General features: G+C 69.6%; 18 protein-coding genes and 1 pseudogene. 10 read left to right on the plus strand and 9 right to left on the minus strand.

All coding sequences use genetic code 11. The features are described from left to right. Positions 1–79 precede the first annotated feature (79 nt). The 3 genes from P1P70_RS05115 to P1P70_RS05125 all read left to right on the plus strand — a co-directional run bounded on the left by P1P70_RS05115 (position 80) and on the right by P1P70_RS05125 (position 3,718). Positions 80–1,906 carry an acyl-CoA dehydrogenase gene (locus tag P1P70_RS05115; protein WP_319234941.1) on the plus strand — a complete coding sequence of 609 codons (1,827 nt, stop codon included), beginning with the start codon at positions 80–82 and terminating at the stop codon, positions 1,904–1,906. A gap of 144 nt (positions 1,907–2,050) precedes the next feature. Next, positions 2,051–3,349, plus strand: a complete 1,299-nt coding sequence (locus P1P70_RS05120; protein ID WP_319234942.1) for a M18 family aminopeptidase — start codon at positions 2,051–2,053, stop codon at positions 3,347–3,349. A 132-nt stretch (positions 3,350–3,481) separates the two neighbouring features. Continuing rightward, positions 3,482–3,718 (plus strand): DUF6458 family protein, encoded by a 237-nt coding sequence (locus P1P70_RS05125; RefSeq protein ID WP_319234943.1) that lies wholly within the window; start codon positions 3,482–3,484, stop codon positions 3,716–3,718. Positions 3,719–3,745: 27 nt separating this feature from the next. Here P1P70_RS05125 and P1P70_RS05130 read toward each other — a convergent pair whose 3' ends face one another. Beyond that, a complete protein-coding gene (locus P1P70_RS05130; RefSeq protein WP_319234944.1) occupies positions 3,746–5,590 on the minus strand; it encodes a thioredoxin-like domain-containing protein in 1,845 nt (614 codons plus the stop codon). A gap of 141 nt (positions 5,591–5,731) precedes the next feature. Here P1P70_RS05130 and P1P70_RS05135 point away from each other — a divergent pair, with 141 nt between their 5' ends. Continuing rightward, positions 5,732–6,226, plus strand: coding sequence for an LURP-one-related/scramblase family protein (locus tag P1P70_RS05135; RefSeq protein ID WP_319234945.1), 495 nt, complete (start codon positions 5,732–5,734; stop codon positions 6,224–6,226). A 63-nt stretch (positions 6,227–6,289) separates the two neighbouring features. Here the strand turns inward: P1P70_RS05135 and P1P70_RS05140 are convergent, their stop codons facing one another. Continuing rightward, positions 6,290–7,084, minus strand: a complete 795-nt coding sequence (locus P1P70_RS05140) for a carbon-nitrogen family hydrolase (protein ID WP_319234946.1) — start codon at positions 7,082–7,084, stop codon at positions 6,290–6,292. A 233-nt stretch (positions 7,085–7,317) separates the two neighbouring features. Between P1P70_RS05140 and P1P70_RS05145 the strand changes: the two genes are divergently transcribed. After that, positions 7,318–8,142, plus strand: coding sequence for a maleylpyruvate isomerase family mycothiol-dependent enzyme (locus tag P1P70_RS05145; protein WP_319234947.1), 825 nt, complete (start codon positions 7,318–7,320; stop codon positions 8,140–8,142). A gap of 116 nt (positions 8,143–8,258) precedes the next feature. Here P1P70_RS05145 and P1P70_RS05150 read toward each other — a convergent pair whose 3' ends face one another. Together P1P70_RS05150 and P1P70_RS05155 are read right to left on the minus strand one after the other, a co-directional pair. Beyond that, the gene (locus P1P70_RS05150) at positions 8,259–9,575 is read right to left on the minus strand and encodes an MFS transporter (protein WP_319234948.1); all 1,317 of its coding nucleotides are present in this window, start codon (positions 9,573–9,575) and stop codon (positions 8,259–8,261) included. Continuing rightward, positions 9,572–10,246, minus strand: coding sequence for a GntR family transcriptional regulator (locus P1P70_RS05155; protein ID WP_319234949.1), 675 nt, complete (start codon positions 10,244–10,246; stop codon positions 9,572–9,574). The genes P1P70_RS05150 and P1P70_RS05155 overlap by 4 nt, the downstream gene beginning before the upstream one ends. 320 nt (positions 10,247–10,566) lie before the next feature. Here P1P70_RS05155 and P1P70_RS05160 point away from each other — a divergent pair, with 320 nt between their 5' ends. Next, positions 10,567–11,412: a D-alanyl-D-alanine carboxypeptidase family protein gene (locus P1P70_RS05160; protein ID WP_319234965.1), complete on the plus strand. Its 846-nt coding sequence runs from the start codon at positions 10,567–10,569 to the stop codon at positions 11,410–11,412. Positions 11,413–11,584: 172 nt separating this feature from the next. Beyond that, positions 11,585–12,571: a Bro-N domain-containing protein gene (locus P1P70_RS05165; RefSeq protein WP_319234950.1), complete on the plus strand. Its 987-nt coding sequence runs from the start codon at positions 11,585–11,587 to the stop codon at positions 12,569–12,571. 91 nt (positions 12,572–12,662) lie between these two features. On the opposite strand, the gene P1P70_RS05170 is transcribed toward P1P70_RS05165, so the two are convergent. Genes P1P70_RS05170 through pdhA form a run of 3 tightly spaced genes read right to left on the minus strand, consistent with a single transcriptional unit; the run spans position 12,663 to position 16,398 of the window. Continuing rightward, positions 12,663–14,138 (minus strand): dihydrolipoamide acetyltransferase family protein, encoded by a 1,476-nt coding sequence (locus P1P70_RS05170; RefSeq protein WP_319234951.1) that lies wholly within the window; start codon positions 14,136–14,138, stop codon positions 12,663–12,665. A gap of 11 nt (positions 14,139–14,149) precedes the next feature. Then, positions 14,150–15,178 carry an alpha-ketoacid dehydrogenase subunit beta gene (locus P1P70_RS05175; protein ID WP_413471418.1) on the minus strand — a complete coding sequence of 343 codons (1,029 nt, stop codon included), beginning with the start codon at positions 15,176–15,178 and terminating at the stop codon, positions 14,150–14,152. Positions 15,179–15,180: 2 nt separating this feature from the next. Beyond that, positions 15,181–16,398: a pyruvate dehydrogenase (acetyl-transferring) E1 component subunit alpha gene (gene pdhA / locus P1P70_RS05180; protein ID WP_319234952.1), complete on the minus strand. Its 1,218-nt coding sequence runs from the start codon at positions 16,396–16,398 to the stop codon at positions 15,181–15,183. A 586-nt stretch (positions 16,399–16,984) separates the two neighbouring features. Here pdhA and P1P70_RS05185 point away from each other — a divergent pair. Next, positions 16,985–17,864 (plus strand): annotated as a pseudogene (locus P1P70_RS05185) (phosphotransferase). A gap of 75 nt (positions 17,865–17,939) precedes the next feature. On the opposite strand, the gene P1P70_RS05190 reads toward P1P70_RS05185, so the two are convergent. Next, the gene (locus tag P1P70_RS05190) at positions 17,940–19,523 is read right to left on the minus strand and encodes a protein kinase domain-containing protein (RefSeq protein ID WP_319234954.1); all 1,584 of its coding nucleotides are present in this window, start codon (positions 19,521–19,523) and stop codon (positions 17,940–17,942) included. 390 nt (positions 19,524–19,913) lie between these two features. On the opposite strand from P1P70_RS05190, the gene P1P70_RS05195 reads away from it, so the two are divergent. Then, positions 19,914–21,563, plus strand: coding sequence for a protein kinase domain-containing protein (locus P1P70_RS05195; protein ID WP_319234955.1), 1,650 nt, complete (start codon positions 19,914–19,916; stop codon positions 21,561–21,563). A 108-nt stretch (positions 21,564–21,671) separates the two neighbouring features. Here P1P70_RS05195 and P1P70_RS05200 read toward each other — a convergent pair whose 3' ends face one another. Next, the gene (locus P1P70_RS05200; protein ID WP_319234956.1) at positions 21,672–22,217 is read right to left on the minus strand and encodes a bacterial proteasome activator family protein; all 546 of its coding nucleotides are present in this window, start codon (positions 22,215–22,217) and stop codon (positions 21,672–21,674) included. A 393-nt stretch (positions 22,218–22,610) separates the two neighbouring features. Between P1P70_RS05200 and P1P70_RS05205 the strand changes: the two genes are divergently transcribed. After that, positions 22,611–23,042, plus strand: coding sequence for a hypothetical protein (locus P1P70_RS05205; protein WP_319234957.1), 432 nt, complete (start codon positions 22,611–22,613; stop codon positions 23,040–23,042). Positions 23,043–23,092: the final 50 nt, after the last annotated feature.

A 23,092-nucleotide genomic window follows, 5' to 3' on the forward strand; every position in this document is an offset into this window, starting at 1 on the left:
GACATACAAGCTACTAGTTGGTACGTGAAACGGTGCGAGGATCCAGTGCCTCGCCGATCTCTCTAACGGAGCCGTCGCCATGGGGCACTACAAGTCGAATCTCCGCGACATCGAGTTCAACCTCTTCGAGGTCCTCGGGCGCGACAAGCTGTACGGCACCGGCCCGTTCGCGGAGATGGACACGGACACCGCCAAGAGCATCCTGGAGGAGCTGGCCCGTCTCGCGGAGAACGAGCTGGCGGAGTCCTTCGTTGATGCCGACCGCAACCCCCCGGTCTTCGACCCGGAGACCAACACCGCCCCGGTACCGGCGTCCTTCAAGAAGAGCTACAAGGCCTTCATAAACTCCGAGTACTGGCGGCTCGGCCTCCCCGAGGAGATCGGCGGCACCACCGCTCCGCGCTCCCTGATCTGGTCCTACGCGGAGCTGCTGCTCGGCGCGAACCCGGCCGTGTGGATGTACGCCTCCGGCCCGGCGTTCGCCGGCATCCTCTACGACGAGGGCAACGACGTCCAGAAGAAGATCGCCCAGATCGCGGTCGACCGGACCTGGGGCTCCACCATGGTCCTCACCGAGCCGGACGCGGGCTCGGACGTCGGCGCCGGCCGCACCAAGGCGGTCCAGCAGGAGGACGGCTCCTGGCACATCGAGGGCGTCAAGCGCTTCATCACCTCCGGTGAGCACGACATGGAGGAGAACATCCTCCACTACGTCCTCGCCCGCCCCGAGGGCCACGGCCCCGGCACCAAGGGCCTGTCCCTCTTCCTCGTCCCGAAGTACCTCTTCGACTTCGAGACCGGCGAGCTGGGCGAGCGCAACGGCGTCTACGCCACCAACGTCGAGCACAAGATGGGCCTCAAGGCCTCCAACACCTGCGAGATGACCTTCGGCGACCGCCACCCGGCCAAGGGCTGGCTGATCGGCGACAAGCACGACGGCATCCGCCAGATGTTCCGCATCATCGAGTTCGCGCGCATGATGGTCGGCACGAAGGCGATCTCCACGCTCTCCACGGGCTACCTGAACGCGCTGGAGTACGCCAAGGAGCGAGTCCAGGGTCCCGACCTGGCGAACTTCATGGACAAGACGGCGCCCAAGGTCACCATCACCCACCACCCCGACGTCCGCCGCTCGCTGATGACGCAGAAGGCGTACGCGGAGGGCATGCGCGCCCTCGTCCTCTACACGGCCTCCATCCAGGACGAGATCCAGGTCAAGGAGGCGGCGGGCGAGGACATCTCCGCCCTGGAGGCCCTGAACGACCTGCTCCTGCCCATCGTCAAGGGCTACGGCTCCGAGAAGGGCTACGAGCAGCTCGCCCAGTCCCTGCAGACCTTCGGCGGCTCCGGGTTCCTCCAGGAGTACCCGATCGAGCAGTACATCCGCGACGCCAAGATCGACACCCTCTACGAGGGCACCACCGCGATCCAGGGCCAGGACTTCTTCTTCCGGAAGATCGTCCGCAACCAGGGCGCCGCGCTGAACTCCCTCGCCGAGGAGATCAAGAAGTTCCTGGCGCTCGGGGAGGGCGGCGAGCAGTTGGACGGCGCCCGCGCACACCTCGCCAAGGCCGCCGTCGAGCTGGAGGCCATCGTCGGCCTCCTCCTCACCGACCTCGCCGCCACCGAGCAGGACGTCAAGAACATCTACAAGGTGGGCCTGAACACCACCCGCCTGCTCATGGCCTCCGGTGACGTCGTCGTCGGCTACCTGCTCCTCAAGGGCGCCGCCGTCGCCGCCGAAAAGCTGGAGACCGCCTCCGCCAAGGACAAGCCCTTCTACACGGGCAAGATCGCGGCGGCGAAGTTCTTCGCTGCCAACGTCCTCCCGGGCGTCACCCTCGCCCGCAAGATCTCCGAGGGCGTCGACCTGGACCTGATGGAGCTGGACGAGGCCGCGTTCTAGGCAGCCCCGCCCCGGCCTCACCCCGGTCGTGGCGCCGGACGGGCCCTGCCCGTCCGTCCGGCGCCTCCCCTTCCGCACGCTCACCACGAGGGCCCGCTCCCGTCCCCAGGGAGCGGGCCCTCGTACGTCGTTAAGGTGAACCCCATGCGCACACCCCCACGCTTCGATCGCGGCCACACCGACGACCTCATGACCTTCCTGGCGAGCAGCCCGACCCCGTACCACGCGGTGGCGAGCGCCGCGCAACGGCTGGAGAAGGCAGGCTTCCGGCAGGTCTCGGAGACCGACGCGTGGGACGGCTCGCTGGGCGGCCGGTACGTGCTGCGCGGGGGCGCGATCATCGCCTGGTACGTCCCGAAGGGCGCCCACCCCCACACCCCCTTCCGCATCATCGGTGCTCACACCGACTCCCCCAATCTGCGGGTCAAACCCCGCCCCGACAGCGGCGCCCACGGCTGGCGCCAGGTCGCCGTCGAGATCTACGGCGGCCCGCTGATGAACTCCTGGCTCGACCGCGACCTCGGCATCGCCGGCCGGCTCTCCCTGCGCGACGGCACCAGCCGCCTCGTCAATGTCGACAGACCCCTCCTGCGCGTCCCCCAACTCGCCATCCACCTCGACCGGACGGTCTCCTCCGAGGGCCTCAAGCTCGACAAGCAGCGCCACCTCCAGCCCGTCTGGGGCCTCGGCGACGACGTCCGCGACGGGGATCTGATCGCCTTCCTGGAGGAGGAGGCGGGTCTGCCCGCGGGCGAGGTCACCGGCTGGGACCTGATGACCCACTCCGTCGAACCGCCCGCGTACCTGGGCCGCGACAACGAACTGCTCGCCGGTCCCCGCATGGACAACCTCCTCTCCGTGCACGCCGGTACGGCCGCACTCGCCTCCGTCGCCACCACGGGTGACGACCTCCCCCACATCCCCGTCCTCGCCGCCTTCGACCACGAGGAGAACGGCTCCCAGTCCGACACCGGCGCGGACGGCCCGCTGCTCGGCGGTGTCCTGGAGCGCTCGGTGTTCTCGCGCGGCGGCTCCTACGAGGACCGGGCCCGGGCCTTCGCCGGCACGGTCTGTCTGTCCTCCGACACCGGTCACGCCGTCCACCCCAACTACGCGGAGCGCCACGACCCGACGCACCACCCCCGCGCGGACGCCGGCCCGATCCTGAAGGTCAACGTCAACAACCGCTACGCCACGGACGGTTCGGGCCGGGCCGTCTTCGCCGCCGCCTGCGAGAAGGCCGGTGTGCCGTTCCAGACGTTCGTCTCCAACAACTCCATGCCCTGCGGCACCACCATCGGCCCCATCACCGCCGCCCGGCACGGCATCCGCACCGTCGACATCGGTGTGGCCATCCTCTCGATGCACAGCGTCCGCGAGCTGTGCGGAGCGAAGGACCCCTACCTCCTGGCGAACGCCCTGGCGGCCTTCCTGGAGGACTGACCCGCGGCCGGGCACCCCGTCCCGCCCCCAACGGCTGTTACTGACCGGCCTGTCCGGGTACCCGATGTCAACCGGTAGGACCGAACGACCGGAACGACCGGCCGACCCAACCGGACACAGGGAGGAACACTCATGGGCCTGGGCGGGTGCATCATTCTGATCGCGGTGGGGGCCATCCTCACGTTCGCCACCGACTGGGACATGCAAGGGGTCAACCTCGACCTGGTCGGCGTCATCTTCATGATCGTCGGGCTCATCGGGGTCGCGACGTTCAGCAGCATCGCCAAGCGGAAGCGGGTCGTGGTGCCCCCCACGGCCCCGGTCATCGACGAGGACCACCACCAGCGGGGCGGCTACCAGGGCTACTAGGCCGGACACACCGCCCCTGGGCCAGGCCTACGCCCTGTCGCCCTCGTCCATCCCCGCCAGCACCAGCGGCAGCCGGTCCGTCCCGCCCTCCGTGAGCCGGACCGGCACACCCCAGTCCTGCTGGTGGACGTGGCAGGCCGGGTACGCGTGGGAGGAGTCGTCGTCGCAGGAGGCGGCCATCGCCGAGACGTGGAGCACGCCGTCGGGTATGGACGGGTCGAGTTCGAGTTCGCGGAACAGGGCCGTGTCCGCGCCCTCGCCCCGAAGCAGCAGCTCGGGCGGGGTGGCGGAGACCAGCAACCGGGTCGAGGGCCCGTACCGCTCGTCGAGCTTCTGCCCCGGCGGGGCCTGGAAGACGATGTCCAACCGCAGTCTGCCGGGGGCGACTTCGGTGGCCGCGCGCCGGGTGCGGTGGGCGACGGCCTCCACCTTCACCGTCTCCTCCGGCAACCGCAGCCTGGTCAGCCGGTGCCGGGCGGACTCGACGACCACGATGTCGTCCCCGACGAGCACCGCGTCGCTCGGCTCTCTCAGGTCCGTGGCCAGGGTCGTGACCTCACCCGTCGCCGGGTCGTAGCGGCGCAGCGCGTGGTTGTAGGTGTCGCTGACCGCCACCGACCCGTCGGGCAGGGCCGTGACGCCCAACGGATGCTGCAGCAGCGCCTGTTCGGCCGGTCCGTCCCGGTGCCCGAAGTCGAAGAGCCCCGTGCCGACCGCCGTGTGGACCGCCCCGTCGAGGTCCACCCAGCGCAGCGCGGACGTCTCGGAGTCGGCGAGCCACAGCCGGTCGGCGGTGGCCGCGAGCCCTGAGGGCTGTGCGAACCAGGCCTCGCCGCCCGGCCCGTCCACCAGCCCCTCGTTGGTCGTGCCGGCCGCCACCGCTACGGTGCCGTCGGCGGGGTCGTACGTCCACAGCTGGTGGACACCCGCCATCGCGATCCACACCCTGTCGCCGAACACGGCCACGTCCCACGGGGAGGAGAGGTCGATGTCCCGCGCCGGCCCTGAGGTCGGCGAGCCCTGCCACCATTGGCGGCCGGTGCCCGCGAGCGTCGTGACCTCCCCGGTGGCGGGATCGAGCCGGCGCAGCGCGTGGTTCACCGTGTCGGCGACGACCACCGCACCGCCGTCCAGCAGGGCCAGCCCCTGCGGTTCGCTGAAGCGGGCGTGCTCCGCGCCGCCGTCCACGAACCCGCGCTCGCCGGAGCCGTAGAGCCGTACGACGGTCTCACCGTCGGCCGCCAGCCGGACCAGTCGGTGCCGTGTGGTGTCGCTGACGAGGAAGTCGCCGTCCGGCAGGAGCAGGGCCTTGCCGGGGAAACGCAGCACCGTCGGCTCGGGCGCCGGCGCCACGTACGGCCCGTCGCCGCGCCGCAGCGTGCCCTTCGCCTCGTGTTCGGTCTCCAGCTCGGCGACCAGCCGCTCGATGGCGTGCGCATGCCCCTCGCCCGCGTGCTGGGCGACCACGTATCCCTCCGGATCGACCACCACGAGTGTCGGCCAGGCCCGTACCGCGTACTGCTGCCAGGTGGCGAGCTCCGGGTCGTCGAGCACCGGATGCTCCACCCCGTACCGCTCGACGGCGTCGACCACCGCCTCGTGCTCCGCCTCGTGCGCGAACTTCGGCGAGTGCACCCCGATGACCACCACCGTGTCCCGGTGCTTCTCCTCCAGCTCCCGCAGCTCGTCCAGGACATGCAGGCAGTTGATGCAGCAGAACGTCCAGAAATCCAGCACCACTATCTTTCCCCGCAGGTCGGCAAGGGTGTACTGCTTCCCGCCCGTGTTCAGCCAGCCGCCCTTCCCGATCAGTTCGGGGGCGCGGACGCGGACACGGCGGGGTGCCGGGTGCTGAGTCGTGGAATCGCTCATGGATCAAGCGTGCCACTTTTCGGCAACCCGCTTCGGAGCCTGTGGAAAACCGCGTTCCGAGCCTGTGGACAACTGGCCGGACTGGGCTTTTCGGGTCTATCGGCGATGTTTCGCGGTGGCACCCGGGGAACGTCTGCAGGCATGAGATTCCTCGTACGCGACCGGATCCTCGGCATCGGTGACGACTACTGGATCGAGGACGAGCACGGCCGGAAGGCCTTCCTCGTCGACGGCAAGGCCATGCGGCTGCGGGACACCTTCGAGCTGAAGGACACCCGGGGGGAGGTGTTGATCGACATCCGCCGCAAGATGTTCGCGCTGCGCGACACGATGGTCGTCGAACGCGGCGGCGAGCCCCTCGCCACCGTCCGCCGCAAGCGCCTCTCCCTCCTGCGCAACCACTACCGGGTCTCCCTGGCGGACGGCACCGAACTGGACGTCAGCGGCAAGATCCTCGACCGCGAGTTCGCCATCGAGTACGAGGGCGAACTCCTCGCGCACATCTCCCGCAGATGGCTGAGCGTGCGCGAGACCTACGGCCTCGACGTCGTACGCGACGACGCGGACCCGGCGCTGCTGATCGCCGTGGCGGTGTGTGTGATCAACCTGGCGGAGCGGGAGCGGGACGACGACTGACGGAGTGCCCGCCTCGGCAGCGCGCTGCGAATCGCCCGCCGCGAAATTGCCCGCCGCGAACGCTCAGCGGCGCGGTGGTTCCATTCCCAGCAGCCGGTCCTTCAGCGCCGGGAACTGCTCACGCGTGGTCGCGACCCTCGTCGGATCGAGGTCGACCGTGAGGACCTCCTCGCCGGGGCCCGCCTCCGCCAGGACCTCGCCCCAGGGATCGACCACGATCGAGTGACCGGCCTGGGGAACCTCCGCGTGCGTACCGGCCGTTCCACAGGCGAGTACGTAGGCCTGGTTCTCCACGGCCCGGGCCTGCGCCAACAGCGTCCAGTGGGAGCGGCGGCGCTCCGGCCAGCCCGCCGACACCACGAAGGTCTCGGCGCCCGCGTCGACAAGGCCCCGGAAGAGCTCGGGGAACCGCAGGTCGTAGCAGGTGGCGATGCCGATGGTCGTGTCCGGGAGGCGGAGGGTCACCAGCTCCGCCCCCGCACCCATCAGCACGGCCTCGCCCTTGTCGAAGCCGAAGCGGTGGATCTTGCGGTAGGCGGCGGCGAGGTCGCCGGACGGTGAGAAGACGAGGGAGGTGTTGTAGAGGGTTCCGTCAGGGGCAAGCTCCGGGATCGAGCCCGCGTGCAGCCAGACGCCGGTGTCGCTCGCCGCCTTGGCCATCGCCTCGTACGTCGGCCCTTCCAGCGGTTCGGCCGCCGCGGCGAAGGATTCGAACGCGAATGCGCCGGTGGTCCAGAGCTCCGGGAGGACGACGAGATCGGCGCCGGCCTGGTCCCGTACCAGCGAGGCCACCCGCCGCCTGCGCGAATCGACCGATTCATCCTCATCTACGCTGATCTGGATGAGCGAGGCGCGCACAGTACCACCGTCCTGGCATTCGAGCCGTCCACACCGGCCTACGATCGTCACACCAAAGCACTGCCGGGGTGCCTCACAGCAGCGTAACTTAACGTTTCACAGCACCCACTGACAGCCGCCGACGAACTGCTCCACGCCGTCAACGCCGACGCCCCCACTGAAGACCACCACCCACGTAGCCGACACGTACCGACCGTACTGACACGTACCGACCGCCCGAGGGGTCCCGTTCCGTGAGTCTGCATCCCACTCTTCAGCCCTACGCCGACGCCTGGACCCACTCCGTGGACGCGATATCCGAGCTGGTGTCGCCGCTCGTGGAGGGCGAGTGGAACCGCCGGACACCCTGCCCGGGCTGGTCGGTGCGCGATGTGGTCTCCCATGTCATCGGCCTGGACTGCGAGATGCTCGGCGACCCCCGGCCGATCCACACCCTGCCGCGAGACCTGTACCACGTACGGACCGAGCACCAGCGGTACATGGAGATGCAGGTCGACGCCCGTCGTCACCACACCGCACCGGAGATGACCTCCGAGCTGGAGTACACGATCATCCGGCGCAACCGCCAGCTGCGGAACGAGTCACGGGACCCGGGTCACAAGGTGCGGGGCCCGCTGGGCACGGAGCTGACCCTCGAGCAGGCCATGCGGAACCGCGCCTTCGACGTCTGGGTCCACGAGCAGGACCTGCGTGCCGCGCTGGGGCAGCCGGGGAACCTGGACTCGCCGGGCGCGCACGTAGTCCGTGACGAGCTGCTGTCCGTGCTGCCGAAGGTGGTCGCGGAGGACGCGCAGGCGCCGCGCAGTTCGGCCGTCGTCTTCGACGTGCACGGCCCGGTGGAGTTCATCCGTACCGTCCGCGTGGACATCCAGGGCCGCGGCACGCTGGAGACCGCTCCCGCGCTCGGCCCCGCCGCCACCCTCACGCTCGACTGGGAGACCTACGTCCGCCTTGCCTGCGGCCGCGTCACCGCCGACCTCGTCGCCGACCGCATCAAGGCCGAGGGCGACCCCCACCTGATCGCGGCGATCCTGCGCGCGTTCGCGGTGACCGTGTAGCGGCCGGTTCGCGGCGACCATGCGGCGGCCGGTTCGCGAGGGCCGTGTAAGGGCCGTGCAGCGGCCGGTTCGCGAGGGCAGCCGACGCATCTACCCTCGCTCCGATGTCCCGGCCCCTACGCCGGTACGTGCACCGTCTCCACCCGGCTCGCCACCAGGCGTTCCCGCTCGCGGCGGGCCGCGCGGCCGCGCAGGCGGAGGATCTGACTCAGGCCCAGCGCCTGGAGGACGAACACGGCCGAGAAGGCGATGCCGTAGTCGTCGTCGGTCAGGTCCAGAAGGACGCCGACCGCGAAGAGGGTCGTCATGGAGGCGACGAAACCACCCATGTTGGTGATCCCGGAGGCGGTGCCCTGACGCTCCGGCGGGTTCGCCGGGCGGGCGAAGTCGAAGCCGAGCATCGAGGCCGGGCCGCAGGCGCCGAGCACCGCGCAGAGCACGATCAGGAGCCACATCGGGGCGTGCTCACCGGGGTAGAGCAGCGTGGTCGCCCACACCGCTGCCGTCACGAGGACCGTGCCGAGCGCCAGCGGCAGCCGCGCCGCGTGGTGCCGGGCGACGATCTGGCCGTACACCAGTCCGACCACCATGTTGGACAGGACGACGAGGGTGAGCAGTTCACCGGCGGTGCCCCGGCTGAGCCCCTGCGCCTGGACCAGGAACGGCAGCCCCCACAGCAGCAGGAACACCATCGCCGGGAACTGGGTGGTGAAGTGCACCCACATCCCGAGCCGGGTGCCGGGCTCCCGCCAGGACGCCACGATCTGCCGCCGCACGTACGCCGCCCCGTGGTGCGGGAACGGCTCCGGCTCGTGCCCGTCCGGGTGGTCCTTGAGGAACAGCAGGGTGAGGACCAGCACGACCACACCGGCCACCGAGCTGCCCGCGAACGCCGCCGTCCAACCCACCCCGTGCAGCAGCCGGGCCAGCAGCAGCGTCGAGACCAGGTTGCCCGCCATGCCGACCAGGCCCGCCATCTGCGCGATCATCGGTCCACGCCGGGCCGGGAACCACCGGCTGCCCAGCCGCAGCACACTGATGAACGTCATCGCGTCGCCGCAGCCCAGCAGCGCCCGCGACGCCAGCGCCATGCCGTACGACGGCGACAGCGCGAAGCCGATCTGGCCGGCCGTGAACAGCAGGATGCCCAGGGTCAGCACCCGCTTGGTGCCGAGCCGGTCGACCAGCAGGCCGACGGGTATCTGCATGCCCGCGTAGACCAGCAGCTGGAGGATCGAGAACGTGGACAGGGCGGAGGCGCCCACATGGAAGCGGTCCGCGGCGTCGAGGCCGGCCACGCCCAGCGACGTACGGAAGATGACGGCGACGAAGTAGACGGAGACGCCCACACTCCAGACCGCGAGGGCGCGACGGCCGCCGGGCGGGTCCCCGGGCAGGGACCCGGCGGACGACGATATGGCGGGGCGACTCAACGGACTTCCCCCCGCGCCAGGTTGGAGAACCAGCTGACGTGGCGGTGCACGATCTCCACGGCCGCCTCCGCGTCGCCCGTGCGCAGCGCCTGGAGGATCTCCTCGTGCTCGGTGAGCGTCTTGGTGATGCGGTCCGGGTGGGCGTGCATCACGGCGACGCCCATCCGCAGCTGCCGGTCGCGGAGTTGGTCGTAGAGGCGGGAGAGGATCTCGTTCCCCCCGCTGCGGACGATCTCGGCGTGGAAGCAGCGGTCCGTCACCGCGGCGCCCGCCAGGTCACCGGCGGCGGCCTGCGCCTTCTGCTGCTGCAGCAGGCTCTCCAGCCGCTCGATCAGCTGCGGCGAGGCCGGGGCCGTCTTGCGTACGGCGTGCTCCTCGACCAGCTGCCGGGTCTCCACGACATCCGCGATCTCCTGCGCGGAGACGGGCAGCACCAGGGCGCCCTTCTTCGGGTAGAGCTTGATCAGCCCCTCGACCTCCAGCCGCAACAGGGCCTCGCGCACCGGCGTCCGTGACACGCCGACCGCCTCGGCCAGCTCGCCCTCGGTGAGCAGCGTGCCGCCCTCGTAGCGGCGCTCCAGGACACCCTGTTTGACGTGGGCGTAGACACGGTCGGCGGCGGGGGGCTGCTTCACGGCGGGGACGGAGGCGGGAGCTGGGGCGGAGGACATGCCCACAGCATAGATACAACACGTACCCATTGCCGTCCTCGTCCACGATCCGGGACGGCACGCCCACGCCGAAACCGGCCCACAGCCACCACGCGCCCATCGTGAACCCGTCAAAAGACTGTGAGATGGACTCGAATTGACCCCCGCTCCACCCAGGGCACAACCTTTTGTGCTACTCACTTGTCACACGAGAAGCGGCCCTGCTTGCCCGAAACAGGAGCCCAAGTGGCCGCGCTCCACAGACATTTGACGCAATCGGGGTACTTGACTTGATTACCGCCATAAAGGGCGCACGTGTCCGCAGAGCCGCCGCAGTCGCCGTGACCACCGGTGCGATGATCGCGACCGGAGTCGTCACCTCCGCTCCCGCGCAGGCGGCTCCCGTGAAGCCCACGATCACCGCCAAGGGCGGGTTCGTGATGAACGCCGCCAACGGCAAGACGCTCTTCACCAAGGCCGCCGACACCAAGAGGCTCACCGCCTCCACGACAAAGGTCATGACCGCCAAGGTCGTGCTGTCGCAGAAGAACCTGAACCTCGACGCCAAGGTGACGATCAAGAAGGAGTACAGCGACTACATCGTCAAGAACACAGCCTCGTCGGCGGGACTGATCGTCGGCGACAAGGTGACCGTACGTCAGCTGCTGCACGGGATGATGCTGAAGTCCGGCTGCGAGGCCGCCATGGCACTCGCCGACAAGTTCGGCTCCGGCTCCACGGTCTCGGCCCGCACCAAGAACTTCATCGCCAAGATGAACACCACGGCCAAGAACCTCGGCATGACGAACACGAAGTTCGACTCGTTCGACGGCATCAGCAAGGGCGCGAACGCCTCGACTCCGCGCGACCTCACCAAGCTCGCGCGCGACGTCATGAAGAACACGACGTTCAAGAAGATCGTGGCGACGAAGTCGTACACGGCGAAGACCATCACCAAGTCCGGCGGCACTCGCAACACGACGTGGGACAACACCAACAAGCTGCTCGGCTGGAAGGGCACCATCGGTATCAAGACCGGCTCCGGCACTCAGTCCAAGTACTGCCTCGTCTTCGCCGCGACCCGTAACGGCAAGACGATCGTCGGCACCGTCCTCACCTCCACCAACGAGACCACGCGCATGGCGGACGTGAAGAAGCTGATGGACTACGGCTTCGCCACCCTCTAGGTCACCGGCCTCTCGGAGGCAGGCGAAGGGGGCCACCGCTCACCGCGGTGGCCCCCTTCACGTTTCTCGTGCAAGCCGATCAGGCTTCTTTACCTCGCAATAGTGAACATGGCTAACCCAGCTGGCATATTCGATTTCCACCGCCGTACGTTCCGCAGTGGAGGTGGTTCACATGATCGAACCCAGCAAGCACCAACCCGACCCCCGCATGCGGCAGGAGGACGCCCTCGACGCCGGCGACTTCGTGTACGCGGCCACCGGAGCCCGCGTCCGCCGACTCACCATGCCGGACGGGACGCATTGGTTTCCGGCGGTGGACGTCTGCAAGCAGTTGGGGTACACAACACCTCGCAAAGCTCTGATCGACCATGTCCCGGAAGAGCATCGAGAGATTCTCGAGACACTGACTGGAGGTCACGGTCTCAGCATTCCCGCAGGTAGAGAGTGGCGTCGAGACCTGAATCTCATCGATCTCCAGGGTCTGATCCTGCTCGTCAGCGCCTGCACCAAGCCGGAGTGCGCCCCCTTCAAGCAGTGGGTCGCCGAAGTGATCGAGACCGTTCAGCGCGAAGGCTCCTACACCTTGGAAGAGGCCGAGGTGCAACCTTCCGAGCCGGGTGCGCCCATCGCGTACGCCATGCCCGAGCAGGTGGCCGAGGCCATCGTTCGGCTGGAGGAGCGCAACCTGCAGGCGGACGAGCAACTCGCGGTCGCACAACAGAAATCGATCGACCTGCAACACAGGTCAATCGCCCTGCAGGAGCAAATGGTGGAGCTCCAGAGCGCCACCCTCATCGCCCAGCAAACCATCGCCCAAGCCTTGGAACGCATCGCGAACCGGCTCGACGCCCTGGCTCTTGACCGGCCGATGTCGGACACCACCGCGTTCTCGACGCATCCCACCACGGAGACCGTCCTGGCCGACTGGCGCGAGCGGTTGTCCGTGACGGCGGATGTGTGGACGGTTGCCGTGGTGATCGCCCCGGTGCTCGTCGAGGAGGGTGAGTTGCGCCAGCCGCTGGAAGCCATCGCGGCTCGTACGGGGCTGCCGGTGCACCGCGTCAACGAATGCCTGCGGCTGCTGCGCAAGCACGCGTGCATCCATCCCGTGGGTGCGGCGGAGGACGGGGCGCCCGTGTATGTGCTCAGCCGCCGCTGACGGCGCCTGAACACGGCAAACACAGAAGGGGCTGGTCGCAAGACGAAGTTGCGGCCAGCCCCTTCACGTTGAGCCTATCCAGTCGAAAGCCTCACGCCCAAGTGATGAGCCTCTTCGGCTGTTCCAGAATCGCCGCCACGTCCGACAGCACCTTGGAGCCCAGCTCCCCGTCCACCAACCGGTGATCGAAGGAGAGCGCCAGCGTGGTGACCTGGCGGGGCTTCACCTTCCCCTTGTGGACCCACGGCTGGAGCTTGATCGAGCCGACCGCGAGGATCGCCGACTCGCCCGGGTTCAGGATGGGCGTGCCGGTGTCGATGCCGAAGACGCCCACATTGGTGATGGTGACCGTGCCGCCCTGCATGGCTGCCGGGGAGGTCCGGCCCTCCCTGGCCGTCGCGACCAGCTCGCCCAGTGACTCCGCCAGCTGCGGCAGCGTCTTCGCGTGGGCGTCCTTGATGTTCGGGACGATCAGACCGCGCGGGGTGGCGGCCGCGATCCCCAGGTTCACGTAGTGCTTGACCACGATCTCCTGCGCTGCCTCGTCCCAGGACGCGTTGATCTCCGGATTGCGCCTGATCGCCACCAGCAGGGCCTTGGCGATCAACAGCAACGGATTGACCCGCAGCCCCGCCAGCTCCTTGTCCTGCTTCAGCTCCTCGACCAGTTTCATCGTGCGCGTCACGTCGACCGTCACGAACTCGGTGACATGCGGCGCGGTGAACGCCGAGCCGACCATCGCCGCCGCCGTCGCCTTCCGGACACCCTTGATGGGCACACGGGTCTCGCGGGCGCCGTCGTACGAGGCCACCGGCGCCGGGGCCGTGACGGACGCGGCGGGTGCGGCCGTGGTCGCCGTGGCCGCGGGTGCGGCCGCCACCGGCTCGGGAGCCTGCGGCGGAGCCACGGCCGCGTGGACGTCCTCGCGAGTGATGATGCCGTCCGGACCGGACGGGGTGATCGTCGCCAGGTCCACCCCGAGGTCCTTGGCCAGCTTGCGGACGGGCGGCTTCGCCAGGGGACGCGCGACGGTGACCCCGTGTTGTCCGTGTCCGTTCAGCTCGCCCTGCACGCTCTGGAGGGCCGAGGCGCCGTACAGCGTGTCCTCGGCGGGCGCGGCGGCGGCCGGGACTCCCTTGCGGGGGCGGCGCTTCGTGGAGGACTCGGCGACGCCGTAGCCCACGAGGACCGGCTTGCGGCCCTCGGGCTTCTTGGCCGCCGGTGCCGCCGGCTTCGGCGCCGCCGCCGGCTTCGCCGCGGGCTCCGGCTTCGCCGCGGAGGGCTCCGGCTCGGCCGGGGCCGCCCCGCCCGCAACGTCCACCGCGATGATCGACGTGCCGACGTCGACCGTGGTGCCCTCGGGGAAGTGCAGTGCGCGTACGACACCGTCGTACGGGATGGGCAGTTCGACGGCGGCCTTGGCCGTCTCGACCTCGCAGACGATCTGGCCGTCGGTGACGGTGTCACCGGGCTGGACGTACCACTTGAGGATCTCGGCCTCGGTGAGTCCCTCGCCCACGTCGGGCATCTTGAACTCGCGCGGAGACGTGTCTGTCATCGTCGTCACGGACCTCTCCCTCAGTACGCCAGCGAGCGGTCGACGGCGTCGAGCACCCGGTCCAGATTCGGCAGGTACTCCTCCTCCAGCCGAGCCGGCGGATAGGGGGAGTGGTACCCGCCGACACGGAGGACGGGGGCCTCCAGGTGGTAGAAGCACCGCTCGGTGATCCGGGCGGCGATCTCCGCGCCCGAACCGAAGAACACCGGGGCCTCGTGGACCACGATCAGACGGCGCGTCCGCTCCACGGACGCCTGGATGGAGTCGAAGTCCAGCGGAGAGACCGACCTCAGGTCCAGGACCTCCAGGGCCCTGCCCTCCTCGGCGGCGGCGTCGGCGACCTCCTGGCAGAGCTTCACCATCGGGCCGTACGCGGCGAGCGTGAGGTCGGTGCCCTCGCGAACCACCCGGGCCTTGTGCAGCTGGCCGGGGATCGCCTCGGGATTGACCTCGGCCTTGTCCCAGTAGCGCCGCTTGGGCTCGAAGAAGATCACCGGGTCGTCGCTCTGGATGGCCTGCTGCATCATCCAGTAGGCGTCCGACGCGTTCGACGGCGAGACCACCTTCAGGCCCGCCACGTGCGCGAACAGCGCCTCCGGGGACTCGGAGTGGTGCTCGACCGCGCCGATGCCGCCGCCGTAGGGGATGCGGACGACAACGGGGAGCTTGACCTTGCCCAGCGAGCGGGCGTGCATCTTGGCGAGCTGGGTCACGATCTGGTCGTACGCGGGGAAGACGAAACCGTCGAACTGGATCTCCACCACCGGGCGGTAGCCCCTGAGGGCCAGGCCGATGGCGGTGCCGACGATGCCGGACTCGGCGAGCGGGGTGTCGATGACCCGGTCCTCGCCGAAGTCCTTCTGGAGGCCGTCGGTCACCCGGAACACACCGCCGAGCTTGCCGACGTCCTCGCCCATGACGAGGACCTTGGGGTCGGCTTCGAGGGCCCTGCGCAGCGATTCGTTGATCGCCTTGGCGATCGCCATGTTCTTCACGGCGGATTGCCCGGCGCTCTGCCCTGCCGCCTGCGCGGCTGTCTGCGTGGTCATCGCTACTTGCCCTCCTCTTCGTCCACATCGGCGAACGACGCCTGGTAAGCCGCGAACTGGGCGCGCTCCTCGTCCACGAGCGCGTGTCCGTCCGCGTACGCGTTCTCGAAGATGGCGAAGTGGTCAGGGTCGGGCATGGCACGCACCACTTCGCGCACTCGCCTTCCCAACGCCTCGCTCTCCGCTTCGAGTTCCGCGAAGAATCCCTCGTTCGTGTCCGTTTCGGACTCGAGGTAGCTGCGCAGACGCGCGATCGGGTCCTTGGCCTCCCAGGCCACCCGCTCGTCGTCATGGCGGTAGCGGGTCGGGTCGTCGGAGGTGGTGTGGGCGCCCATGCGGTACGTGTACGCCTCGACCAGGGTGGGTCCCTCGCCCCGGCGGGCGCGCTCCAGCGCCCACTTGGTGACGGCGAGGCAGCCGAGGACGTCGTTGCCGTCGACCCGGACGCCCGGGAAGCCGAAGCCCTGGGCGCGCTGGTACAGCGGGACGCGGGTCTGCTTCTCCGTGGGCTCCGAGATGGCCCACTGGTTGTTCTGGCAGAAGAACACGACCGGCGCGTTGTAGACCGCGGAGAAGGTGAAGGCCTCGGCGACGTCGCCCTGGCTGGAGGCGCCGTCCCCGAAGTACGCGATGACCGCCGAGTCGGCGCCGTCCTTGGCGATGCCCATGGCGTAGCCGGTGGCGTGCAGCGTCTGGGAGCCGATGACGATCGTGTAGAGGTGGAAGTTGTTGCTGTTCGGGTCCCAGCCGCCGTTGTTCACGCCGCGGAACATGCCGAGCAGATTGGTCGGGTCGACGCCGCGACACCAGGCGACGCCGTGCTCGCGATAGGTCGGGAAGACGTAGTCGTCCTCGCGGGTGGCCCGTCCGGAGCCGATCTGGGCGGCCTCCTGGCCGAGCAGCGAGGCCCACAGGCCCAGCTCGCCCTGGCGCTGCAGGGAGGTGGCCTCGGCATCGAAGCGACGGGTCAGCACCATGTCGCGGTACAGGCCGCGCAGCTCGTCGACGGTGATGTCCGCGACGAACGGGTCGTACTCGGCGTTCTTGACGCGCTTGCCCTCGGGCGTCAGCAGCTGAACGAGTTCGGGCTGGGCGTCGGTCGGCTTCTTCGCAGCGGCGCGCCTGGTGCCGGTGGTGCCGGCCGCCTTGCTGCCGGTGGTGCCGGTCTTGCCTGCGGCGCTGCGTCGCGGCTTGCGCGCGGCAGTGCTCTCCACGGTCACGTGTGCTCCTCCGTCGGTCCGGCCCCCGGGGTTGCCGAGAACCAGTGCGGCTCGCCTGATCCCGGTGCCCGTGCACGGGGTGGGTGCCCTTGGCCGGGAACAGACGTGACAGGTGCCCCGGCGAGCGCCCTGCACGAGGCACGTTACCCAGTGCTCCACATTCCTGTGAAACCCCTACTGACCTGCGATTTTCCTTGGATTTCCAAGTAATTCGGTACTAGGGGGTCCAAGCAAGTCGCGTCCGTCGGGAACAGCTGCTGGTCACAGCACTGGTAACAGCCTGGCAGGGGGCCGGAACACCGGCACGTTATCCCGGCCACCCCGGCCACGGGAAGAGTTCGCCGGAGCCGGGCCGTGAGATCGGTGGCTCAAGTTGCTCCATCCGTGAAGACGGCGGGAGCGCGTGCTCCGCCTCGGGCGCGGTGGCCGCCCGGGGCGCACGTCTGCGCGTCGAGCCATAGTTCGGATCCATGCACTCTGCGATCGCTAACGACTGTGTGTGACAAGTGCGAGGTCAGCGGCGTGGCGCGTGCCCTAACATCTGTGCCCTAACATCTGGCGCGTGCCGCGCTCATCTGTACCCCCTGTGCTCCACACGCCCCCTCTGGGCCCGCTGCTGGAGCAGTACACCGCGGGCTCCGTGCTGGCCTGTGAACCCGTCGACGAGGGACTTCTCAATCGCGGCTACCGGCTCCGCACCACCCGTGGCCGATACTTCCTCAAGCACCACTTCGACCCCGAAACCGCCCACCCGGCCGCGATCGTGCGCCAGCACCGGGCCACCCAGCGCCTCGCCGCCCTGGGCGTTCCCGTCGCGCCACCGCTGACCGGACGGGACGGGGGCACGGTGCCGGTCGTCGCCGGCCACGCCTACGCCCTGCACCCGTGGATCGAGGGACGCCACCGCCACGGCGCGCCCTCATCGACGATCTGCTCGACCGGGTGCGCCGTCACCGCCCGGCCGACCTCCTTCGACGCGCTCGCCCGGTACCGGCTGCTGGAGCGGCGGCAGCTGCTGGACCGGCACGTGGACCGGCGGCCGCCCGGGGGTGGCCCGGTGGGGTGGGTGCACGGTGACTTCCACCCCTACAGCGTGCTCTACCGGGACGACGTCCCCGAGGTGCCGGCCGCGATCCTCGACTGGGACCGGCTCGGTGTGCAGCCGCGCGCGGAGGAGGCGGTCCGGGCGGCGGTGATCTTCTTCGTGCGTCCCGTCGGCGCCCTGGACCTGGCGAAAGTACGCTCCTACGCGCGCGCGTACCGGCGTTCCGCGGGCGCCGCCCTCCGCCGAGCTCGCGGCGGCCGTGCACCGCGTGTGGTGGGAGCGGCTCAACGACTTCTGGATGCTGCGCTGGCACTACGAGCGCGGCGACACCCGCGCCGACCCGCAGTTCCCCGCGGCTTCGGCGCTGGTGGCGTGGTGGACACGGGAGTACGACGCGGTGCGCGAGGCGTTCATGGAGTGAGCCCACGCGGAGCGCGCTTCACGGTGGAGGGGGCGACCCGGGCGAGGTCCGCCCGGGTCGCCCCCTCCACCGGGGTCACCCCTCTTCGCCGCCGATGCCGCCCGGCAGGCCGCCCGCGTCGCCGCCGCCGCTGCTGTCATCGGGCGACTCTTCTGGCGGGGGCGACTCCTCTCCCTCGTCCGTGGGTGTCGGCTCCTCCGACGTCGGCTCCTCCGTCGTCGGCTCCTCCGACGGCTCACTCTGCGTCGGCGACTGGGTGAAGCTCGGCGTCTGCGGGTACGACGGGGTGAAGCCGCCGCCGTTATCCGGGTCCGTGCTGTCGTCCGTGGTCTCCTCGGTCGCCTCCTCGCTGGGCGACTCGGTGGTGTCCTTGTCCTTCTCCGACTTCGTGGCCGTCGGGGACTTGGTGGTCTCGGTGCCGCCGTCACCGGAGTCACCCTTGTTGTTCAACGCCAGGGCGACGCCCGCCGCGATGGCGATCACCGCGAGGACGGCGAGGATCCACAGCTTGCCGCGACCGCTGCCCCGGTTGCCGTTCCCCTCGAAACCGCCGTCGTCCCGGCCACCGCCGCCGTACCCCGGCAGGATCGGCTGCGGGATCTGCGAGGTGCCCGATTCCCCGTGGGGGTGCGACATGACCGCCGTACCGGACATACCGCCCGGCGGGGTGTGCCGACCCTCGTGCATGGTGACGGGCCCGGTGTTCCAGGTGCCGGTGTGGCCGCCCTGGTCGTAGAGCATCTGCAGGCCGTACTGGACGAGGCCGCGCATCTCCTCGGCCGTCTGGAACCGGTCGTCCGGCTCCTTGGCGAGGGAGCGCATGACCAGGCCGTCGAGCTCCGGGGGCGCCGATCCCTCCGAGCTCTCGGAGGGCGGTACCGGGATGTCCTGGACGTGCTGGTAGACCACCGAGAGCGGTGTCTCGCCGATGAACGGCGGCCTGAGCGCGAGGAGTTCGTAGAGCAGACAGCCGGTGGCGTACAGGTCGGAGCGGTGGTCGACGGCCTTGCCGAGCGCCTGCTCCGGCGAGAGGTACTGGGGCGTGCCCATGACCATGCCGGTCTGCGTCATCGTCGTCGACGCCCCGTGCAGGGCGCGGGCGATGCCGAAGTCCATCACCTTCACCGCGCCGTTGGTGGTGATGATGACGTTCGCCGGCTTGATGTCACGGTGCACGATGCCGTGCTGGTGCGAGTACGCGAGCGCCTCCAGCACACCGGAGACGATGATCAGCGCCTGCTCGGGACCGGGGGCCTCGGCGTTGAGCAGCAGGTCACGGATGGTGCGGCCCTCGACCAGCTCCATGACGATGTACGGCACCGGGGTGCCGTTCACGACGTCCTCACCGGAGTCGTAGACCGCCACGATCGAGTGGTGGTTGAGACCGGCCACGGCCTGGGCCTCACGCGTGAAGCGGGCCTTGGAGATAGGGTCCTCGGCCAGGTCGGAGCGGAGCAGTTTGACCGCGACCGTCCGGCCGAGACGTACGTCCTCGGCCGCGAACACCTCGGCCATGCCGCCCCGGCCCAGTCTGTGGGTCATCCGGTACCGGCCGTCGCCTACCAGCCCGCCGTTGCCCCACAACTCCGGCGCGTCCGACATGCCGCCGCCAGTCGCCTCGGGGTCGGACGGGCCCTGAGAGCGCTGCTGCTGTGCCATCAGTCCTCGCCGTCGTTTCTGCCCGCGGTCCGCGCGGTACTTGTTACGGTCTCCGTCGGCCACGCTACAGCCTTCACGCAAGAGGCCGGTCCGGGTTGGATGCGCGACGGGTTCACGACGGATTCAAGGTGGATTCAAAGGTTGATCGGCCATGAAACCCGCAGCGCGCGCACTCGTGCAAGTTCTGTGTACCGGGCGTACGCCCCCTGTAACGCTTCCGCGACGCTTCTTTCGCGTACGGTCACGGATCGGGCACCGCGCTTGACGTGTCAGTGCCCTGGGGCAGACTTGGCCGGGAATAGCACAAAGGATCACCGGAATCATCAGGGATCACCGATCGCGGGAGCCACGCCAGCTGCTTTCGCGCGCGCCGATGGGGGACGCAGGACGATGAGCCAGGACGCCGCACAGGGCCGGTACGCGGGACGGTCGCTAGCCGGTGGCCGGTACCAACTGCGTGACCTGCTCGGCGAGGGCGGCATGGCCTCCGTCCACCTCGCGTACGACTCGGTGCTCGACCGACAGGTCGCAATCAAGACACTCCACACCGACCTCGGCCGCGAACAGGCCTTCCGGGAGCGCTTCCGCCGTGAGGCGCAGGCCGTGGCGAAGCTCACCCACACCAACATCGTGTCGGTCTTCGACACCGGCGAGGACGATCTCGACGGCATGACGACGCCGTACATCGTCATGGAGTACATCGAGGGCAAGCCGCTCGGTTCGGTGCTCGACGCGGATGTCTCCCAGCTCGGCGCCATGCCCTCCGACAAGGCACTGAAGATCACCGCTGATGTCCTGGCGGCGCTGGAGATCAGCCACGAGATGGGCCTGGTCCACCGGGACATCAAGCCGGGCAACGTGATGATGACCAAGCGCAACGTCGTGAAGGTCATGGACTTCGGCATCGCCCGCGCCATGCAGTCCGGCGTCACGTCGATGACGCAGACCGGCATGGTCGTCGGCACCCCGCAGTACCTCTCGCCCGAGCAGGCCCTCGGCCGCGGCGTGGACGCCCGCTCCGACCTGTACTCGGTCGGCATCATGCTCTTCCAACTGACCACCGGTCGGCTGCCGTTCGAGGCGGACTCGCCGCTGGCCATAGCGTATGCGCACGTCCAGGAGGAGCCGGTCGCTCCCTCCTCGATCAACCGTTCCCTGCCGCCGGCCGTGGACGCCATCATCGCCCGCGCGCTGAAGAAGAACCCGAACGAGCGGTTCCCGAGCGCGGAGGCGATGCGGGACGAGTGCCTGCGGGTCGCCGCGTCCCTCCAGCCCGTCGCGCCGAGCATCGTGCCGGGTGTGCAGACGGCCAGCGGCGCGGGGGTCTCCTCCGCGGTCTTCCCGCCGATCGACCACACGGGCGCCCCGCAGTCGGGCAGCGTCCAGACGCCGTACCAGCCGCCGGCGACGGGCGGCTACGGTCCGCCGACGCCGACTCCGACGCCCGCCCCGTCCTACGGCTACCCGCAGCAGGGCGGCTACCAGACGCCGCCGCAGACCGCCGCGTACTCGCCGCAGCAGGGCTCGGTCACCCCGCCGCCGTACAACGTCACACCCCAGCAGTCCTCGATGTCGGCGGGGCGTTCCGGGGGCGGGAAGAGCAACAAGGGCGTCATCGTGGGCGCGATCGCCGTGTCGGTCCTCGCGGTCGGCGGTCTGATCGTGGCGCTCTCCCTGAGCGCGGGCACCGAGGCCGAGGGCGGCGACGACGGCGCGACCCCGTCCTCCTCGCCGAGCGTGGTCGAGGGGCACAAGGGACCGGACACGTCGAAGGTCATCGAGTCGACCGAGTGCACGGAGCCCGTGGAGTCGTACAACGACCCCGACAAGATCGAGCTGCCGGACTTCACCTTCAAGAACATCGACTCGGTGAAGAAGTGCTTCCAGGCGGCGGGCTGGCAGTACGACGTCCAGAAGGTCGACGAGAACACGTACGGCGAGGGCACGGTCATGGAGCAGTACCCGACGGCCTCCGAGGACGTCGACCCCAAGGACATGCCCTCGATCATCCTCAAGGTCTCGACGGGCAATCCGGCCTGACGCCTCTGATAGGAAGGGCCCGGCACTCGGTGTGCCGGGCCCTTCGCGTACGTGGTGGGGGGTCAGCCGAACGGCTTTCAGAGGCGTCGACCGAAAGCCTGTCGGAGGTTAGAGGTACGGGCCGCCCGAGCGGCCGAGCGTGCGGGGGTCGTCGTCGCCCTCGTGGCCGCCGACGCCGGGCGGCAGCGCGCGGCGCATCTGCTCCAACTGGGCCCGGGCGGCCATCTGCTGGGCGAACAGCGTCGTCTGGATCCCGTGGAAGAGGCCTTCCAGCCAGCCGACCAGCTGGGCCTGGGCGATCCGCAGTTCCGCGTCGCTCGGGATCACCTCGTCCGTGAAGGGCAGCGAGAGCCGCTCCAGTTCCTCCACCAGCTCGGGCGCCAGACCGTCCTCCAGTTCCTTGACCGAGCTGGCGTGGATCTCCTTCAGCCGGGCCCGACTGGCCTCGTCGAGGGGGGCGACCCGTACCTCTTCGAGCAGTTGCTTGATCATGCTGCCGATGCGCATGACCTTGGCCGGCTGTTCCACCATCTCCGTCACCGGGACCTCGCGGGAGTCCTCGTCGCCTCCGCCGCCGCCCACGGCCATGCCGTCCTGGCCCACGACCAGGATCTGGGGCTGTTCGGGCGACCGTTCGTTCCTCGGCATCTCCATGCCGCCATTCTCTCGCACACGTACACCTCACCACCCTGGTGCCCCCCACACAGGGTGATCCACCGTTTACGTAGCCGCTGTTCGCGTTTTGGCCAGGGGTTGCTGTCACGTGGTCACGTGGGGCTTCCGGACGCGCCGGCCAGAACACGGGGCGGACGGCGCGCGGGGCACCTCGAGTGCGCCGCATCGGCATCGTTCGGCTTGGGACAGCCCTCGGTCTGCCGCGACGGTGTTCGCGGCCTGCGGTTTCGTACCGGAGTGGTCGTCTCTCCGTGAGCAGCGGCGGGCCCGCACAGCTGCCGCTCGGCTCCGGCGAGCGGGCCGACACGTCGGGATGCCGGGATGCCGCAACGCCGGGATGCCGGGATGCCGGTGCCGTGTGACGCTGAGGGCGTGGCTACCTGGCTTCGTTCGGTGCGCGTGACGGGACCGGTTCTCGTCGCGGGGCTCCTCGTCGTTCTGGTGACGGGGCCCGTGCCCACGGCGTACGCGGCCGATCCCGACCCCGCGACCTCCTGGGCCGGCAGCCGCGCGGGCGAGGGCCGCGAACGCCCGGGGCGGGCGGACGCAGCCCCCGTGGAGCCGGAGGACGACACTTCCACGCCCCCGGTAGAGCCCGTCCCCGAACCGGACGGCCCGGACTCCTCCCTCGCCCCCGACCCGTCCCGGAACGCCGCCCTGCCCGTCCCCGGCGTGCCACCGGGCCCCGGCACCGCGACCGCCGAGGAGCCCGTCCTGCAGGCCCTCGCCCTCGGCAGCGGCCTCATCCTCCTGGGCATGGGCCTCGGACTGGCCTTCGTGGGGCTGCGCATACGGCGGTACTGAACCGGAGCCATGGCACTGAACCGGAGCCATGACACTGAGCAGGGCCGACG

This window comes from Streptomyces sp. MB09-02B, from assembly GCF_033794485.1.
Classification (GTDB): domain Bacteria; phylum Actinomycetota; class Actinomycetes; order Streptomycetales; family Streptomycetaceae; genus Streptomyces.